The sequence below is a fragment of the Hungatella sp. genome, assembly GCF_046966825.1.
The window spans coordinates 1-19,219 of sequence record NZ_JBKVCZ010000018.1 but is presented as its reverse complement, the minus strand read 5'-3'; the positions used below and the strand labels follow the sequence as shown (position 1 = coordinate 19,219).

Genomic DNA, 19,219 nt, shown 5'->3' with positions numbered 1-19,219 from the left:
TATGCAAAGTTTCTACAAAAACACTGCAAAATCCGTCTAGCTTTTAAACCTGCTTTTCTGTATGATTGAACCAGAATAACTCAAGGAGGAACGGTATGAAAGTTTGTAAAAAGGCACTTGGAATCTGCTCCAGAGATGGCTATTATTCGATTCAGACCAACTGCGTAGAAATCCGAATATGGTTTCTGACTGATTCTATTATAAGAATTCGGGCAGGGTTTGACGGAGATTTTAAAGAAGGATCCTATAGCCTGGTCATGACCGCATGGGAGGATCCCATGGATGACCTGATGAAGGACTATCGGAAACGGATCCAGCCGGCAGAATCCAAACTGACGGATGGAGAAAAACAAGCGGTGATTCAGGGTAAGCAGCTGAAGGCAGTTGTAGACAAAGAACCTTTTTCCATCCGCATCTATGACCAGGATGGAACCATGCTTCATGGAGATATTGTAGATCTGGCATACCAGGAGGATTCCAACCACCGTCGGATCCATACCAGCGAGATTTCACCGGAGGATTGTTTCTATGGGTTTGGAGAAAAAAGCGGAGAGTGGAATAAAGCCCAGAAATACATGTGCATGAGCCCAAAGGATGCCATGGGCTATAATCCCAGGGAGACAGATTCCTTATACAAGCATATACCTTTTTATATCAAGCTCAACCGCAGTACCAGAAAGGCAGTGGGCTATTTCTACCATAATACGGCTGAGTGTGATTTTGACATGGGGCGTGAGAAAAGCAATTACTGGAACATGCACAGCCGTTACCGGACCGACGCGGGCGATATTGACCTGTTCTTTATTGCAGGTCCAGCCATACGCCAAGTCGTAGAGCGCTATACAGATCTGACCGGAAAATCTGCGATGCTTCCGCGCACAGCCCTGGGATACCTGGGTTCATCCATGTATTATCCTGAATTGGAGGCGGATTGTGATGACGCAATCCTGGAATTCATAGATACCACGAAGGAAGAGGATATCCCTGTAGACGGTTTTCAGCTCTCATCCGGTTACACCTCACAGGAAACCGGAGAAGGCTTAAAGCGCTGTGTATTTACATGGAATAAGAAGCGTTTCAAGGACCCCAAAAAATTCTTTTCAGAAATGGCAAAGCGTGGAATAACCGTATCTCCCAATGTAAAACCCGGAATCCTGTTGTCCCATCCGGAGCTTGCAGAAATGAAGAAGCAGGATATTTTTGTAAGGGACAGTGAGGGAGATGAACCGGGAGTCGGCACCTGGTGGGGCGGAAAGGGTGTGTTCGTAGACTTTACGAAACCGACTGCCAGAGCAGTATGGAAGGATATGCTGAAAAAGTCGGTCCTGGAGATGGGAACCAGCTCTGTGTGGAACGATAACTGCGAATATGACAGTCTGGTTGATAAAGACTGCCGCTGTGATTTTGAGGGAAACGGGACTACCATCGGCCAGGTAAAGGCCGCCATGTCTAACATCATGTGTCATGTAACGGCAGAAGCAGTGAGGGAAACCTTTGATAATACCAGACCATTTATCGTGTGCCGTTCCGGACATGCGGGAATCCAGAGATATGCTCAGACGTGGGCAGGGGATAACCTGACCTGCTGGGAATCACTTAAGTATAACATAGCCACTATTTTGGGCATGAGCCTGTCCGGCGTTGCCAACCAGGGCGCAGACATCGGAGGCTTTTATGGGCCTTCCCCGGAAGCAGAGTTGATGGTTAGATGGGTGCAGAACGGTATTTTCCAGCCCAGATTCTCCGTACACTCCGTGAACACGGACAACACGGTAACCGAACCGTGGATGTATGGGGATTGTACCGGATATATCCGGGATGCCATCAAATTCAGGTACCAGCTGATTCCTTATCTCTATTCTCTCATGGCACGCGCCCATGAAACCGGACTTCCTATCATGGAGCCTATGTGCAGTGCATTCCAGCAGGATCCGGCCTGCTATGAAGAAGGCGTGGACTTTATGGTTGGCGATTCCCTTTTCGTTGCCAATGTAGTGGAAAAAGGTGCCACGACCCGCAGGATCTACCTGCCGCAGGATGAGCGGTTCTATGATTTCTATACACGGGAGGCATACGAGGGTGGACAGACCATTGAAATACCGGTCACATTATGCAGTATTCCCCTGTTTATACGGGCAGGGGCCATCATCCCCATGGCACTGAACCAGATGAACAACCTGGCAGGAGAGAAGGTTGAAGGCATCCGCCTCTTATGCGCGCCGGACCGTGACCGCTCATTTACCTTGTATGAGGATGACGGAAATACTGAAGACTACAAAAAGGGCGTTTATCTGAAAACAAAAATTACCATGACCGCGGGCATCCGCACTGTTCTCTCCTTTAAGCAGGAAGGAAATTATGAAACGGCTGTGGAGGATATGCAGATAGACTTAATCCACAGAGAAAAGGCACCGTTTGCAGTAACTGTGGCTGGGGAGCAGCTTCCTCACTTTCTTCACCGGAAGAAATACGAAGCAGCCCAAATTGGATGGTATTACAGCCAGACACTGAAATCTGTACAGATAAAATATCCGAACCCCAAAAAAGACTATGATTTAATCATTTCATTCGAGCAGTTTGATATGATTGGAATGTAAGTACAGGAAGGAGATCCACGATTATGAAAAAATTTGCAGGCTTACTGACAGCGGCCGTCCTGACTGCCTTGACCCTGGCCGGATGTGCCAGCTCGGGGGCGGCGGGCAGCGCCGATGCAACGGCAGAACATCCCTTGGTACTGAATCTGGCCCACAACCTGGCAGAAACCCACATTACATCAATCGCTCTGCAGGAATTTGCCGACCGTGTGGAGGAAAAGAGCAACGGACGTATCCAGATAAAAATCTTCCCCAACGGTACTCTTGGCTCTGAAACAGAGGTTTTGGAGCAGCTGATGGCTGGCGTGGTGGACATGACCCGCGTATCAGCCCCGGGACTCGCAACGTATAACGAAGGGTATCATACCTTCGGTCTGCCCTACATATTTGATGACAATGAGAACTATTATAAGGTAATGGGTTCGGAGCAGATGGGAGAATTTTTCCGTTCAAGTGAGGCGGATGGATTTGTTACGCTGACCTATTACACTTCCGGATCCCGCTCCTTTTACACCATAGACCGCCCGATCCGCACACCAGAGGACCTAAACGGATTAAAGATACGTGTACAAGACATGAAGTCACAGACAGATATGTTGAAAGCCCTTGGCGGTACTCCTGTTGCAATGGCTATGGGTGATGTGTATACTGCCCTTCAGACCGGAATCATTGATGGCACAGAAAATAATGAAACAGCTCTGACAACCGGTATGCACGGCGAAATCTGCAAGTTCTATTCGGTGGACCAGCATACCATGATCCCGGACGTTCTGGTCATTGCCACGGATACCTGGGAAAAACTGTCGGAGGAGGACAGGCAGCTTCTGATTGACACGGCAAAGGAATCCACGGAAAATCATATCGAAAAATGGGAGCAGGCTGTGGCAGAGGCAGTCGAGACAGCCACCAACGACATGGGGGTAACCTTCATCGAAGATGTGGACAAGGAGGCATTCCGCTCAGCCACAGCAGATATGATCGAGAGCTATAAGTCACAGTATCCCAAAGTTGGGGATGTTCTGGAAATCATTAATTCAGTGGAATAGGAGGGAATTATGGAACAGTTCTTTACCAAACTAAAGCGGGGGATGGTATTCCTGCTGTCATGGATATCGGCTATCCTTCTGGTAGCCATGAGCTTTCTTGTTATTTACCAGGTATTTACCCGTTATGTGTTAAACAGTCCCAGCGATTTTACAGAAGAGATTGTCCGGTATCTGCTGATATGGACCGGCTTCATGGGCGCGGCCTATGGGTTCTGCACCAGACAGCATATGGCTCTTCTTTTGCTCCATAACAAGATGACGCCTGAAAAGAGACGTTTTCTGATGATCTTTATTGATCTGTTGATATTTGCATTTGCTCTGGCAATCCTGACAGTGGGCGGTACCAAGCTTGCACTCAGTGCCAGAAAAGAATACTCAGCCCTGCTGGGCATTTCCAGAAGCCTGGTATACAGCATGGCTCCGATTTCCGGAGTGTTTATCATGGTTGCACAGCTTATCAATATCTGGGAAGATATGACCGGAATCACGATTAAGGAGGAGGACAAATAAGTATGAATATAGCGATTACTGCTCTTGTATTGTTTGGGGTTTTTGCAATCTTGCTGATTCTGGGATGCCCCATTTCCGTCAGTATTGCAATTTCCTCCATTGCTACCACTCTGGTGAATCTGCCCTGGGACCAGACCAGCTTCATCGTCATGCAAAAGATGAACAGCGGTGTGGAAAGCTTTTCCCTTCTTGCAGTCCCGTTATTCATACTTGCGGGTAATATCATGAACAACGGCGGCATTGCCAGAAGGCTGATCCGGTTCGCCCAGCTGCTGTCCGGACGTATTCCAGGCTCCCTGGCACATACCAATGTACTGGCTAACATGTTCTTTGGCGCGCTGTCCGGTTCAGCGGTGGCAGCGGCTTCAGCTATCGGCGGCATCATGGCTCCTATGGAGGAGGAAGAGGGGTATGATCCTGCATTTTCCACCTGTGTGAATATTGCATCGGCCCCGACCGGGCTTCTGATTCCGCCAACCAGCGCATTTATCGTATACTCCACAGTTGCAGGCGGCGTATCTGTCTCAGCCCTGTTCATGGCGGGCTATATTCCCGGCATATTAATGGGCCTGAGCACCATGGCGATTGCATACTGTTATGCGAAGAAACATAATTATCCTGTTTGCCCGAAGGTTTCAGCCTCAGAGGCGGTTCGGATTACCCTGGACGCCATACCCAGCCTGCTGCTGATCGTGATCGTCATCGGTGGTATTGTGGGCGGTATCTTTACTGCCACAGAAGGCGCCGGCATCTGTGTGCTGTACTGCCTGATCCTCTCACTGTTTTACCGTTCCCTGACCTGGAAGAGCTTTATGAAAATCCTGCTGAACAGCGCGGCAACCAGCGGTATCATTCTGTTCCTGATATCCGCGTCATCGGCAATGTCATGGGTAATGGCATATACAGGAATCCCGGCTGCTATCAGCAATGCAATCATGTCCTTGTCCACCAATAAGTATGTCATCCTGCTTCTGATGAACCTGGTGCTCCTGGTGGTTGGCATGTTTCTGGATATCACACCGGCCTGCTTGATTTTCACGCCCATTTTTCTTCCGATTGTCCAGAGCCTGGGCATGGACCTTGTTCAGTTCGGCGTGGTACTGACCTTCAATATGTGTATGGGTACCATGACGCCTCCGGTGGGCTCGGTACTATTTGTATCCTGCGGTATCAGCAAGGTGCCCATTGAGCGGGTGGTTAAACCCCTGCTTCCCTATGTGGGAGCGCTGCTGATTGTGCTTTTTTTAGTCACCTATGTGCCTGCAATTTCCTTGACGCTTCCAAGGCTTATGGGACTTGTCTGACAATTCACACATCGCCCCGGCAGATTTGCCGGGGCATTATTGTATCCCTATATAGGAGGATGATGAAAATGAACCAGGTAACACCGGAAACCACCATAGGAGAACTTTGCAGCTATGAGGAATACAAGCCCCTGTCGGATTACTTTTTTACCAATATGACAGAAGATGTATGGAGACGTCCTTTGGGTGATTATGGGTTTAAAAAATGCGGGTTTGAAGAAACCCTGGAACGGATAAAAGCGCTGGTCCTTACCGGACAGCCCCTGATTTATCCCAGCACTTCCACAGATCTGTTCTTTGATGCGGCAGAGGAAGCCAAACGAAATGGACAGGAGGTGGACGGCTGGCCGGAACAGGCAGCCGGATTCTGGCAGCAGATGATTATGAGAAAAGCAGAGGCAGGAAGATGAGGTTCCCCCCTTCTATGCCTCCACTGTGCGGATTGACATCAACTGGGGAGGCCGCGCCGTTCCATTGCTGCACTGCGCTCCTTAGCCTGTTTACGGCTTTTGGAAGGGGAGAGCCCGGTGACAGAGCGGTACACCCGGTTAAAATGTGTCACATTGGAAAAGCCCACAATCTTGCTGATTTCCGTGACGCTCTTATCCGTTTCCACAAACAGCCTTTGGGCATGTCCCACACGCAGGCTATTAATATACTGAACAATGGTGCTGTTGGTGTATTTTTTAAATTCCCGGCACAGATAATAAGGACTGAGATAAAACTGTTCGGCCAGATCATTCAGGGTGATGGGGGATGTATAATTCTCGTGGAGATAATGGATGATGCTGGTTATACGGCTCTGTTTCTCCGGCTTTGCGGTTTCTGTGGAATTGCGCAGCAGCAGGATCAGAATCTGATTCAAAATGAAATACAGGGCCTCTTCTGAATAATTGTCATTGCATTCCTGTTCTTTTAGCAGCGCGCGCAAAAGTGCGTGTATCTCATTCTTCTCATCTGACTTATATACCCAGGCGTGCTGGTTGAGCACATCTGTCACGCCGGGAACCGCTATCATTTCCCTGGTAAAATAAAGCACCAGCCGTTTAAACGGAACATCGCTATCCCCGTAGGAATGATGCATCACATAAGGGGGAAACAGTATAAATTCCCCTGAATTAAGGCAGTACAGCGTATCATCCGCTATGTGGTACCGCTTGCCGGACTCCAGATAATAAAGTTCAAAATATTCGTGATAATGGGATTTTGCCATGTTATCATTTACCCCCTGTATCCGTTCACAGGCAATCTGATAACCCGTGTCCATGCGCAAACCAGCCTGGTCTATCATTTGAATCTACGCCCCCATTCCTAATTTAGCAGATATTCCTTTATTATAAGGTATTTTTTCTTAATAATCCAGTATGAAATACGCCGTTTCGTACTGCTGCCCCCGGGTTCTGTGACTTTTGCTCCACTCACCCAAAACACCTCGCGGAATATTGGCAGTGAACAAAAAAATGGAGCTGGAAAAACGGAGTCAGATCAACTCCATTTTCTCACAGCCCCTTTCATGGTAATGCGGCATCCACATCCGCAGCTTATCTATGCAACGACTTCTCCCGCAGACTTCTTTGTATCTGCGGTCTCTGTATTTTCTAAGGTCTCATCTTTTCCAATCAGCTTCTTAATCCCCTCAAAGGCTACAATCACGCCCAGAATCAGAAGAAGCACTGCGAATACCAGCTGCAGGGCATTGCCGAAAACAAACTGGCCGGAAAGTGCGGTCACCAGCTCCGTGATCTTTAAAGCCAGAGCCGTAAATGTGACGCCAAGCATGATCACCATCGGCCCCCAGAGCATGGCGCCCTGGCGTTTCGTCTTCTTTAAGAATACGGCGCAGGCGATCAGGGCCAGTGCGGAAAGCAGCTGGTTCGCCGAACCGAACAGCGGCCAGATGCTGGCGTAACCGGCGCGGGAAAGCGCATAGCAGAGCAACAGTGTCAGGATAGTGGCAAAATACTTATTGGTCAGGACCTTGTTAAGCGGTGACTGATCCTCCGGGGCGATGCTGTCATCCGTGAAGAATTCCTGGAACGCGATACGTCCCACACGCGCTACGGAATCGAGACTCGTCAGTGCAAACGCGGAAATTGCCAGGGTGATTAACGTATAGCAGACGGATTCCGGAAGCCCGAGGCTTGTCAAAAAGATGGAAATGGCCTGTGCAAACAGCTGCGGCGGCGTTCCTGCCGGAAGTCCTTCCTGTGTGGCGACGAATCCGGCCGCGATCAGCGCCGTAATGGCAAGAAGACTCTCCAAAAGCATGGCGCCAAAGGATACCGGAAGCATGTTCTTTTCATTTTTAATCTGCTTGGAGGCCGTTCCCGAGGCGACCAGAGAGTGGAAGCCCGATACAGCGCCGCAGGCGATGGTGACGAACAGCGCCGGGAATAAATAGGAGACGCTCCCGTTGGCCGCGGTCAGCTTAAAGGCTGTAAAGGAAGGCAGATTCATAGACGGATTGTATACACAGATGCCGAGCACCGATCCCACGATCATGGCGATCAGCAGATAGCTGTTTAAATAGTCACGAGGCTGTAAAAGCGCCCATACCGGTGTCACACAGGCAATGATTACGTAGATAAATACGAAAATCAGCCATGCGCTCTGCGGCACATAGATTGGAAATGCCAGCCCCAGGCCTACGGCCAGTACGAGAAGCGCGATTGCAAACAGTGTGTTAAGCATCTTGGGGAATCTCGTATATTTTAAATAAAAGCCCAGTCCCACGGCAAATACGATGAAGAGCAGCGAGGTCGTCGCAACCGCGCCGTTGGCAGTCACCGTGGCTCCGTTGGCGTCAAAACCATTGAAGGTACCTGCCACGATATCGGCAAATGCCGCTACCACCAGAATGGAGAACAGCCAGGTAAACAGCAGAAACAGCCGTTTTCCAAGTTTTCCGATATAGAGTTCGATGATATAGCCGATGGAACGGCCCTTATTTTTCACGGAGGCATACATGGAGGCAAAATCCTGTACTGCGCCGAAGAACACACCGCCCAGCAGAATCCAGAGCATAACCGGAAGCCATCCGAACATCGCCGCTTGAATCGGTCCGTTGATCGGCCCCGCGCCGGCAATTGATGCAAACTGGTGGCCAAATACCACGTTGGTATCGGCCGGAACGTAATCCACACCGTCCTCCATCTCATAGGCGGGCGTTTTGGAATCCGGATTGATGCCCCATTTCTTTGCAAGATACCTCCCGTAGACCAGGTACGCGCCGCCCAGCACTACGACGGCAAGAATCATCATTGTTAAGCCATTCATACTCTGTCTCTCCTTTTTCTTCAACCAGACCAATTCCTCCTGTGTCTGGTCAGAGGTTCCGGAGAAAAAAGAGACGCTGCGCCGTAGACAAATCATCCCGTTTTTCCTCCAAACTTCTGATGAAATGGAGTTTATCACTTTACCGTACAGAAATCAATAAAAACTTTATACTTTTTTTATACTTTATTTATATATCTTTTATAACTTACAGTTATATAGAGGCCAATTACCATACCACGGAGAGATCACTCCTTGTTTCTATCTGCACCGTCTCATGCTCTCTTAAATACCAAAGGGCCATCTGCGGCACCTCGGAGCCGATCCGTTTCACCACCCGGCATTTGCGGTAGAAATCATAGCCGCCCGTCCCGCTGGCGCGGTAATCGCTCATACAGAGCGTAAGCTTCCGGCCGCCAATGGGGGCCCCGTCATACAGAAGCTTCGTCACGCGGTCTCCCACCGGTCTGCGCAGATCGAACTCACAGGAAATCCCGGCGAAGAAGTCGTAATTGTAGTGCTCGACCTTAGGCTTTAAAAATACATCCGAAACCCGCACTTTTCCATTTTCCACGGTGAAATATTCCGCACACCGTTCCAGTGCCTTCTTCATCACCGTTTCGTCCACTTCCAGAACCACCAGAGTGTTGGCAAACGGGTACACAGACACGATATCCCGTGTCGTCACACGTTTCTCCAGCCCCATCGGTGTGTTCCCCAGCCCCACACAGGAAATATCCGCTCCCGAATATTCCAGCTGGAGCTGGTTAAAGAAATCGGCTACCCTGGAGCCCTGAAGCGCCATCTCAAGCTTGGACTGCCGGGGAATATCCTCCTCCAGGCTGCCCGCCTTCTCGTCAAGCCACTGCTGAACCCTCCGCTCCAGCGGAAGCAGGGACCGGTACGGTTCCTCATCATGAATCTCTCCCGCCGGATCGATCGAAGCCGAGACGGACACGTCTCCATCCTCACAGGCGATCTCCAGCTTTGCATAGTAGACCGCATTTGCCGGAAGCTGCAGCGTTGTGGTCCCGTTTATCTTCCTGACAGGCACCATCATGTGCTGATGAGCAGTCAGCAGCACGTCGAAATCCAGCTCCCGAAGGATCCGGCAACCCACATTTTCCCCGCTCTCACTCAGCAGGTCTCCGGTTTCCAGATCACATTCATAGCCGCCGTGATAGATGCACACCGTCACATCCGAGATCGCCTTTAAGCGCTCCAGTTCCCGTTCTGCCGCCGAAAAGGCGTCGGTCACTTCCAAATCTCTCATATGCTCCGGCTGTTCCCACACATTGACAAAATCGGTTACCACACCGGTTACTCCCATACGCAGACCATTTTCCATGGTAAACACCTGGCTGGATATCACTCCCAGGCGGCCTTTCCGGTCCCGGACATTGGCACAGATGCAGCGCGCGTTTAAGGCATTTAAATGATGCTCCAGATACTCATATCCGAAGTTAAAATCATGATTCCCAAGAGTCACCGCGTCGTAACCGCCGGCGTTAAAGACGTCCGCAATGGCATGCTCCGCCTCCAGGCCTTCCTTCCTGCCCGCGGAGAGGTAAATGGCCATGGGGGACCCCTGTAGCGTGTCGCCCCCGTCCAGGACCAGCGTATTCCCGTCCTTCTGATAATTGGCGATGCAGTTTAACAGTCCGGCCGGCTTCTCGCTCCGTTCCGTGTATGCAGAAGGGAAAAGATATCCGTGGACATCTGATGTATAATAAATTTTTGCTGTCTTTCTCATGTTTATCCCCTCGTCAGTTTTACCCTGATTCTCGTGGAAATGTATTCCACAATCAGAACCAGCACAATCAGTCCCACCAGAATGGCTCCCGCCTCGTTCCAGCGATAGGAATTCATGGCGAAGATCAGTGGTGCGCCGATACCGCCCGCGCCTACCAGACCCAGCACAGTGGCATCTCTTAAGTTAATATCAAAACGGTAAATGACCGTCGATGCAAAATTCGGAATCAGCTGAGGCAGAATTCCATACCTGATCTTCTGCATCGTATTGCAGCCGCAGGCGTCCAGCGACTCCAGAATTCTGATGTCCAGATCCTCGATTGCCTCAATATACATCTTGGACACCATACCGATGGAACACACGGACATGGTCAAAAGTCCCGTAAATGCCCCAGGCCCGCTGACACGGATAAACATCAGTCCATAGACAAACGCCGGCACGGTACGGATTGCCATGATGGCCATCCGGCTCAGCCAGGCGATGGGCGCCGGCATCAGATTCGATGCGGACAGAAACGAAAACGGGATCGCCAGTACCGCGCCCACCAGTGTGCCCAAAAATGCGATGCAGACGGTCTCCAGAAGAAGGTAGGGCACGCCCTGCATAGTAAAGTTAAAGAGCAGCTTTGGATCGGGATGAAAGATTCCCTTTAAAATGTTTAAGGCGATCTGCCCGCCGTTTGCTCCGCCTCCCGTAAATTCCACCGCGGAACCGGACCATACGATCAGGGCCACCACGATCACCGATACCACAATCTGGTATACCGTGCTGCGCGGACGATCTTTATATGCTTGTTCAATCTGTTTGTTCATTTTCCGCTCTCCCCTCTATACCAGTTTTTTCCGGCAGTAACGGCTCACCGATTCGATGATGAATACCGTTAGAAACAACATCACCAGGATCATGCCGACGCTGGAATACTCTCTCCAGCCCAGCTTTTCATTCAGGATCAGACCCAGGCCGCCCGCGCCCACGTAACCGAGGATCGCGGCGTACCGGACATTTCCCTCAAAACAGAACAGGCCGTTGGAGATGTAGGATGGGAGCACCTGCGGAATAATTGCGCTGACAAATGCGCGGACCCGCGTCGCCCCGATGGCTTCCACCGCCTCGAAGGCGCCCATATCCACCGTCTCGATCTCCTCATACAGGATTTTCCCCATATAGGCAAATGTGAAGATGGCAATCGCCGTGGTTCCTGCCAGAGTGCCCAGTCCGAATACATAGGTAGCGATCAGAGCGGTTACCAGCGTAGGAAGCGTTCTCACAATACTCAGGAACAGCCTCATGACACTGATCACCAGCCTGCTCTTAATCACATTGGTGGAAGCCGCCATGGCAAACGGTACCACCAGCACCGCGCCGACCACCGTACCTAAAAGCGACATTTTGATGGTATCAAAAAGCGGTTTCCAGATCTGTGACATATAGGAGACCCTCGGCGGGATCATCATGCCCAGTATGACGAAAAACTGATTTCCCCTCTCGGCCAGAACCCTCAAGTCAAATCCGGTTATCTTCACGGAAATGGCCGTCATAATCAGCAGGATAACCGCAACGAGAGGCAGACGCGAAGCCGGTTTTTCAATTGTCTTACCATTGGAAATCGTCATTTTCTTCGGCGGAAAGACCTTGTCGTATAAACTCATCCGGCCACCTCCTGCTCCAGCTTCCCTTCGTAGATATTGTTCAGGATCTCTTCATTGACATCGGATACGGGGCCGTCATAGACGATCTGGCCCGCACGTATGCCGACCACGCGGCTGGCGTACGTGAGCGCCAGTTCCACGTGGTGAATGTTAAGAAGAATGGTGATATTCATCTCCCTGTTGATCCTCTGGAAGTCCTCCATAACCTGCTTGGCCGTTACCGGGTCTAAGGATGCCACCGGCTCATCCGCCAGGATGATCTGCGGATTCTGCGCCAGGGTTCTCGCCAGGGCCACTCTCTGCTGCTGCCCGCCGGAGAGCTGGTCCGCGCGCACAAATGCCTTGTCCAGAATCCCCACCTTATCCAGAGCCTCCAGGGCCGCCAGCTTGTCATCCTTCGGATAGATCCCGAAGAGCGCCCGGATAAAGGACAGATCCGGCACCTTTGCCATCAGCACATTATTGATGACCTTTGTCCGGGTCACTAAGTTAAACGACTGGAAGATCATGCCGATCTTTCTGCGGAAACGGCGGAGCTCCTTACCCTTCAGCTGCATCACATCGGTTCCGTCCACAGTAAGCTTCCCCTCGGTGATGTCGTGCATCCGGTTAATGGTCCGCAGAAGCGTAGATTTCCCGGCGCCGGAAAGGCCAATGATCGCCACAAATTCTCCCTGCTCGATCTTTAAATTGACATCCTTCAGTGCGTTGAAACCATTGGGGTACGTCTTTCCTACTTTATCAAATTCAATCATGCTCCTACCTCGACTTTAGTATTTTCTCATGGAAACCCAAAAGGAGGCGCCGTAAACCATATTTCTTTACGGTGCCTCCTTAATAATCGTGCTTATCGCTTATTTGGCATTTAATTCCTGAATCATCTTCTGTGCTGCGCGCTCATTATCGTAATCGGAAGACTGTGCAGGCTCATATCCCATATGGCTGTAAATGGCGATTACCTTCTTGCCATCTTCTGTCTTTCCAATGTTGATAAAGGCATTCTGAATGGCTGTCTTAAAGGCGTCATCCATAATCTTGGAAGTCTTGCTTACGCTGACTGTATCGTTATAGATTGGAGGAGTTACACCGATCACATTCGTCTCTTCCCAGATCGATCCGCTTCTTCCATACTCTGAATTCCACTTTTCTTCATAGTCTCTGCGGGCGTCTGCGTATGTACAGAGGACATCCACCTGTCCGGAAGCCAGTCTTGCAAATGCGCTGCCGTAAGAATCGGACTGAACCGCATGTCCAAGATCCAGAATGTTCTTCTCAAAGTTCTCCTGAAGCCATAAAGACGGATAGATGTATCCGGCCGGTGATGAGGAAGACATCACGCTCCAGTTTGCGCTGCTCAGATCATCAAAGGTCAGCGCTTCTCCGCTGTTAACCTTCTTTGCCAGCTCCTGTCCTTTTTCAGATGGTCCTGCGATCATCAGCGCACGGTAGGAAGTAACCTGCTGGTCTGTCGGCTCCGTCGCCTTGCCGTCATTCCAGTCCTTGGCGCTGTCGGAATTCTTGCTCAGTCCGTCACGGGTTGCTGTCAGGATAACATCGGCGCCATCGTCGTAAAGCACATACGTTCCGCCTGGAATCAGACCGATATCCGCGGTTCCCGCGGAAAGGGCCTCGCCTACTGCCTCATAGCTGGTACCTACTGTGATAACCACCTCACCGATATCATACCCTTCCCTGGCGAGTTCTGTCTTTAACATCTCCTTTAATGGTTCTGTTGCCGTTACAATCTCTTCCGGTTCTCTGGAAGGAACGAAGTATACGTTCAGTTTGTCAATCTTCTTGTTTTCCGCCGCAGCCGTCTGTTCCTCAGACCCTTTTTCCGCTGCTCCGGAAGCAGTTGTCTCCACTGCAGCCTTGGTATCTGCCGCGGTATCCTTCTGTCCGCCGGATCCTGAACATCCGCTGACCATTGCTGCACACAGTGCAATTGCCATCATTACAGAAACTGATTTTTTCATAACGCTCTCCTTTACCTGATCCATCTTCTCTGGGGTTACCGTTATGCGCTGTCGCCAACCTCTAGCTTGGTGGGAAGATAAATTGTCATGTTGTCACTGCGTCCGCCCTGGATCTGTTCCAGGAGAAGTTTGATCGCTGTCTGCCAGACAATCTCCGGAAACATACGAACCTTGGTGTACGTCGGCCACTGGGATTCCAGTGTCTCGATATCCTTGTAGATCACCACGGCCACATCCTTGGGTACCCGGAGCCCCGCATCAAAAAATGCCTCCAGCACCCCTTCGGCCACCTCGTCGCTGCCTAAAAGCACAGCTTCCGGCAAATGCCCCGACGCTGCCGCCTGTCTTGCAAGCTCGTATCCGCCATCCCGGCTGAACTCCCCGATAAAGAAGTGATTCTCATCGTAACAGCCCCGCTCCCGGAAGGTCTCTCTCAAGCCCTCCAGTCTCCGGTAACCGATGCGCAAGTCTCCCTCTTCATAAAGTCCGCCTATGTACCCGACACTCCGGTACTGCTTTCTGTCCAGAAGATAGTAAAGCATCTCCCGTATTCCCTTTGTAAAGTCCATGACGATACAGTCGTACTCGTAGTCCTTTGGATCCGAATTAATAAACACGATGGCGAAGCTCTGCATCCGCAGACTCTCCATCTCCGACTCGGAGAAGACACCAAAGGCGATGATTCCGTCGTAATGTGACGGTGCCGCCTTGTCCATACGTACAAACTTCACGTCGGTCTTTTCCGCCATGGTCTTTGCAATGCAGTCCAGAGAAGAAATCCGGATATTCGGCCTGTCCTTCCTGATGATGTGCCAATCCGCAACTCCTATGACAATTTCCTTTTCTTTCTGCGCATGCCGCATTCTGGGTGGGACATAGTTTAATTCGTGGGCAATTTTAAATATCTTCTTTCTTACTTCAGGACTTACCACAATGGTGTCATCCTGATTCAGCACACGCGATACCGTCGTACTCGAGACGCTCGCCAGCTGAGAAATTTCTTTAATTGTAGCCATGTTTTATATCCTCACCTTTCAATTTTATTATAGTTCCATTATCTTCCAGAGTCAATGAAAATAGTAAATATTTACTGAAATTTTACCAAGAAATAAAGAGTCCTTTACAAATCAAAAAGGGAGACCGTTTACCGGCCTCCCCTCACTGTACGCGGCAGTCTCACAGTTAGTCTAAAAACTGATCGCCATACCCATAATGTTCCACCACATAGTCAATATCCTTATCACCTCTGCCGCTTAAGCACACCAGGATCGAACCCTGTCTCATCTCCTTCGCCCTGCGCATCGCGTATGCCACGGCGTGGGAGCTCTCAATCGCGGGGATGATTCCCTCGTAGCGGGACAGCTTGAAGAAAGCTTCCATGGCCTGCTCGTCGCTGACTGTCTCGTATTTCACACGGCCCAGGTCATGTAAAAATGCGTGCTCCGGTCCTACCGACGGGTAGTCCAGACCGCTGGCAATGGAATATACCGGCGCCGGTTCTCCGTTTTCGTCCTTCAGCATGATGCTCTCGAAGCCATGCATGATGCCCTTTTCTCCAAACTTCATGGAAGCCGCATGGTCGCCTAACTTCTCGCCTCTGCCTAAAGGCTCCACGCCGGTGATGTCCACGGGATCATCCAGGAATGGAATGAACATACCGATAGAGTTGCTTCCGCCGCCGACACAGGCGCACACCTCGTCCGGGAACATTCCTGTCATCTCATAAAACTGGTCTCTCGCCTCGTATCCCACGACTGACTGGAAATCACGCACCATTAACGGGAATGGATGCGGGCCCAGCGCGGAACCGATACAGTAGATCGAGTCCTTATAATTCTTCGCATACGATTCGAAAGCGGAATCAACTGCTTCCTTTAAGGTCTTGAGACCGTGTGTCACAGGCACCACCTTGGCGCCCAGAATCTTCATTCTCGTCACATTGGGAGCCTGCTTCGCAATGTCGACTTCCCCCATATGGATCTCGCACTCCAGGCCAAAGAAAGCCGCAGCCGTGGCCAGAGCCACGCCGTGCTGGCCAGCTCCTGTCTCCGCGATCAGACGCTTCTTTCCCATGAACTTCGCCAGAAGTCCCTCGCCCATGCAGTGGTTTAGCTTATGAGCCCCTGTGTGGTTTAAGTCCTCTCTCTTTAAATAGATCTGGCAGTTGCCGATGCTTTTGGAGAGACGCTCGCAGTGGTAGACCGGCGTCGGCCTGCCCTGGAACTCCTTCCTGATTCTCCGCAGCTCGTTGATAAACTGGGAGGAGTGGCAGATCGTCTGGTACGCGTCCGCGATCTCCTCAAAAGCCGGGATCAGTTCATCCGTTAAATAAGCGCCTCCATAAGGGCCAAAACGCCCGTCTTTGTCCGGGTAGTTCTTCAAATATGTCCTGTAATCCATATCCTTCTCCTTTATAACTGTTTTTGTTAGCCGCTAAGTGTTTACAGTATAGCATAAATAGGGGGCGCTTGAAAGACTTGCGGCGTTACTATTCCATTATTTCTTCTTATCCAAATTTAATTTTGCAAACGCATCCGCAAACGCTGAGTTGATCGGCGCCTCCGCCTCCTTCTTCTGCTGGTTCAGATATTTGGCCACGTCCTTTTTCGATACGCCTGCGCCCTCCTTGGCCCGGCGGTCCTTGAAGGATGACAGTTTTTCCTTATAACCACATTTGCATACAAAGATCTGACTGTCTCCTTTTCCGCGCAGCTCCATCTTCTTATGGCAGACCGGGCAGCGTGCGTTGCTGGTTCTGGCTACGGTTTCCCTGTGGCCGCACTCCCTGTCCTGACACACCAGCATCTCGCTGTTCTTCCCTTTTACGAGAAGCATCCGCTTGCCGCAGACAGGGCATTTTGTATTTGTCACATTATCGTGGCGGAACTGGCCATCTCCGCTTTTAATCTGGGAGATCAATTCATTGGAATAGGAGCGGATATCCTTCATAAAGGCGGCACGCTTCAGCTTTCCATCCGCAATTTTCGACAGCCGCATCTCCCAGTCAGCAGTCAGTTCCGGTTTTCTCAAATCCTCCGGAACCAGGGTGAGAAGCTGTTTCGCCTTGGAGGTCAGGCAGATGTCCTTCCCCCGTTTCTCCAGCAAGAAGCTGGAGAACAGTTTCTCAATAATATCTGCTCTGGTGGCGACGGTACCCAGACCGCCTGTCTCTCCCAGCGTCTTCGCCATAGCTTTATCCTTCGATTCCATATAGGCGGTGGGATTTTCCATAGCGGAAAGCAGTGTCGCCTCGTTAAATGGAGCCGGCGGCTTCGTCTTTCCTTCCGTCATTGTGACGGAAAGCTTCGGAATCCTGTCCCCTCTCTTTACATCCGGAAGTTTCTGCGCGCGTATCTCCTGCCGCTCCGAATCCTCCCCGTCATCCTCGTCGTCATCCTGCCCCTCATAGACCTCCCGCCATCCGGCGCTCTTTACAATCCTGCCCTTTGCGGCAAAATTTTCACCGGCCAGTTCTACCGTAAGCTCCGTCTGCTCGTACTCGAAAGGCGGATAGAGAACGGCGATGAATCTTCGCACCACGAGGTCATAGATTTTGCGTTCCTCCACAGTCATATGGTCCAGCTGTACGAACTGCTCCGTCGGTATGATGGCATGGTGGTCCGATACCTTCTTATCATCCACAAAAGACGGCTTAGCCACAATCTTCTGATTCATCAGGCGCCCGGCCAGTTTCCGGTACGGACCCACGCCGCAGGCCTCCAGGCGCTCCTTGATTGACGGTACGATATCCGAGCTCAAGTACCTGGAATCCGTTCTGGGATACGTCAGGACCTTGTGATTTTCGTAAAGCCGCTGCATGATATTGAGCGTTTCCTTGGCCGAATAATTGAACTTCCGGTTTGCCTCCCGCTGAAGCTCTGTCAGATCATAGAGCTGCGGTGCATACGTCTTCTTCGGAATACGCTTTACCTCGGTTACAAGCCCCTGGCCGCTGCCTGCCTCGATCTTCTTCATAATTCCTTCCACCCGTTCCTTATCAAAGGAGCGGAAGCTCTTTGACTTTTCGTCGCGCCACGTCAGTGTGAGCGGTGGTGTCTGGCTCTTTGCCGCGATTCCGTAATAGGGCTTCGGCACAAAATTCTTAATCTCCTCCTCCCGGCTGGCGATAATTGCAAGGGTCGGAGTCTGAACACGGCCGCAGGACAGCTGCGCATTGTACTTGCAGGTCAGAGCTCTGGTAGCATTGATTCCCACCAGCCAGTCTGCTTCCGCCCGGCACATGGCGGCATCATAGAGATTGTCGTATTCATGGCCGTTTTTCAGCTTCGCAAATCCGTCCCTAATTGCCTTGTCCGTGACAGACGAAATCCAGAGTCGCTTGATCGGCTTTCGGCATCCGGTTTTCTCCAGGATCAGCCTGGCCACCAGTTCCCCCTCCCGGCCTGCATCTGTGGCGATAATGATCTCGCCCACATCCTTCCTCTGAAGCTGCGCCTTGACTGCGCTGAACTGTTTTCCCGTCTGTTTGATCACTTCCAGCTTAAACTGCTCCGGCATCATGGGAAGGTCTTCCATCTTCCACGTCTTATACTTCGGGTCGTAATCTTCCGGGTCCGCCAGCGTCACCAGATGCCCCAGCCCCCAGGTTACAATATATTGATCGCCCTCCAGCGCGCCGTTTTGATTCCTTCCGCAGCGAAGGACCCTGGCAATATCACGCGCCACCGACGGCTTTTCTGCAATTACTAAAGATTTCATTCTTATTTATTCCTCCTGACTGATTCCGGTGAATCTCTGTCCTCCTATTATGGTGAATCTCTGTCCTCCTATTATAAGGAAATGCGGGGGAAATTGCAACGTGAGGATGGAAAAACAGCTTGTCCCGGGCCGTCTGTCCATGTTATACTACTATCACAAAACCGATGATAGCCTTTATAAGAAGCTATCGCCACAGGAATCCGGTTTCTATCCGTATTCCTTTCTGCCCAATTCATCTGGCATTCTACGTCCGTTCGGACTTAAGAATCCCCATTTCACCAAAAATCAATGTAAATAACACCAAAAAATAAGCAGGGCTATTGTCTGTTTTTGAAAAAAACATTATAATGGAGATAGGTTCTTATATAGCTGGAAACGGAGGCTATATGAGC

15 protein-coding genes are annotated in these 19,219 nt (G+C 50.8%); 5 read left to right on the top strand and 10 right to left on the bottom strand.

Annotated features, from left to right (window positions below):
- The first annotated feature begins 95 nt into the window (after positions 1 to 95).
- The 5 genes from ACLTD4_RS08110 to ACLTD4_RS08090 all read left to right on the top strand — a co-directional run bounded on the left by ACLTD4_RS08110 (position 96) and on the right by ACLTD4_RS08090 (position 5,867).
- Entirely contained in the window at positions 96 to 2,597 is a 2,502-nt protein-coding gene (locus tag ACLTD4_RS08110) for a TIM-barrel domain-containing protein (protein ID WP_055657929.1), read from the top strand.
- Positions 2,598 to 2,620: 23 nt separating this feature from the next.
- Complete coding sequence (locus ACLTD4_RS08105; RefSeq protein ID WP_055657930.1) at positions 2,621 to 3,643, top strand: TRAP transporter substrate-binding protein; 1,023 nt, start codon at positions 2,621 to 2,623, stop codon at positions 3,641 to 3,643.
- A 9-nt stretch (positions 3,644 to 3,652) separates the two neighbouring features.
- Positions 3,653 to 4,153, top strand: coding sequence for a TRAP transporter small permease (locus ACLTD4_RS08100; RefSeq protein WP_117622578.1), 501 nt, complete (start codon positions 3,653 to 3,655; stop codon positions 4,151 to 4,153).
- A 2-nt stretch (positions 4,154 to 4,155) separates the two neighbouring features.
- On the top strand, positions 4,156 to 5,457 hold the full coding sequence (locus tag ACLTD4_RS08095) for a TRAP transporter large permease (RefSeq protein ID WP_055657935.1): 1,302 nt from the start codon (positions 4,156 to 4,158) through the stop codon (positions 5,455 to 5,457).
- Positions 5,458 to 5,525: 68 nt separating this feature from the next.
- Positions 5,526 to 5,867, top strand: a complete 342-nt coding sequence (locus tag ACLTD4_RS08090) for a hypothetical protein (RefSeq protein WP_055657937.1) — start codon at positions 5,526 to 5,528, stop codon at positions 5,865 to 5,867.
- Between the two features lie 38 nt (positions 5,868 to 5,905).
- Here the strand turns inward: ACLTD4_RS08090 and ACLTD4_RS08085 are convergent, their stop codons facing one another.
- The 10 genes from ACLTD4_RS08085 to ACLTD4_RS08040 all read right to left on the bottom strand — a co-directional run bounded on the left by ACLTD4_RS08085 (position 5,906) and on the right by ACLTD4_RS08040 (position 18,827).
- Positions 5,906 to 6,748, bottom strand: a complete 843-nt coding sequence (locus tag ACLTD4_RS08085) for an AraC family transcriptional regulator (RefSeq protein ID WP_117622577.1) — start codon at positions 6,746 to 6,748, stop codon at positions 5,906 to 5,908.
- A 254-nt stretch (positions 6,749 to 7,002) separates the two neighbouring features.
- Entirely contained in the window at positions 7,003 to 8,733 is a 1,731-nt protein-coding gene (locus tag ACLTD4_RS08080) for a carbon starvation protein A (RefSeq protein ID WP_117622613.1), read from the bottom strand.
- Between the two features lie 226 nt (positions 8,734 to 8,959).
- Complete coding sequence (locus ACLTD4_RS08075) at positions 8,960 to 10,483, bottom strand: bifunctional metallophosphatase/5'-nucleotidase (RefSeq protein ID WP_117622576.1); 1,524 nt, start codon at positions 10,481 to 10,483, stop codon at positions 8,960 to 8,962.
- Between the two features lie 2 nt (positions 10,484 to 10,485).
- On the bottom strand, positions 10,486 to 11,295 hold the full coding sequence (gene phnE, locus ACLTD4_RS08070; protein WP_002602045.1) for a phosphonate ABC transporter, permease protein PhnE: 810 nt from the start codon (positions 11,293 to 11,295) through the stop codon (positions 10,486 to 10,488).
- 15 nt (positions 11,296 to 11,310) lie between these two features.
- Positions 11,311 to 12,132, bottom strand: coding sequence for a phosphonate ABC transporter, permease protein PhnE (gene phnE / locus ACLTD4_RS08065; protein ID WP_002602046.1), 822 nt, complete (start codon positions 12,130 to 12,132; stop codon positions 11,311 to 11,313).
- The gene (phnC, locus tag ACLTD4_RS08060) at positions 12,129 to 12,887 is read right to left on the bottom strand and encodes a phosphonate ABC transporter ATP-binding protein (RefSeq protein ID WP_002602047.1); all 759 of its coding nucleotides are present in this window, start codon (positions 12,885 to 12,887) and stop codon (positions 12,129 to 12,131) included. Before phnC ends, phnE (ACLTD4_RS08065) begins: the two co-directional genes overlap by 4 nt.
- 99 nt (positions 12,888 to 12,986) lie before the next feature.
- Positions 12,987 to 14,108, bottom strand: coding sequence for a phosphate/phosphite/phosphonate ABC transporter substrate-binding protein (locus ACLTD4_RS08055; protein ID WP_117622575.1), 1,122 nt, complete (start codon positions 14,106 to 14,108; stop codon positions 12,987 to 12,989).
- A gap of 41 nt (positions 14,109 to 14,149) precedes the next feature.
- Positions 14,150 to 15,124 carry a LacI family DNA-binding transcriptional regulator gene (locus ACLTD4_RS08050; protein WP_117622574.1) on the bottom strand — a complete coding sequence of 325 codons (975 nt, stop codon included), beginning with the start codon at positions 15,122 to 15,124 and terminating at the stop codon, positions 14,150 to 14,152.
- Between the two features lie 166 nt (positions 15,125 to 15,290).
- Complete coding sequence (gene trpB / locus ACLTD4_RS08045; protein WP_002602050.1) at positions 15,291 to 16,508, bottom strand: tryptophan synthase subunit beta; 1,218 nt, start codon at positions 16,506 to 16,508, stop codon at positions 15,291 to 15,293.
- A 96-nt stretch (positions 16,509 to 16,604) separates the two neighbouring features.
- Positions 16,605 to 18,827, bottom strand: a complete 2,223-nt coding sequence (locus ACLTD4_RS08040; RefSeq protein WP_117622573.1) for a DNA topoisomerase III — start codon at positions 18,825 to 18,827, stop codon at positions 16,605 to 16,607.
- Positions 18,828 to 19,219 lie beyond the last annotated feature (392 nt).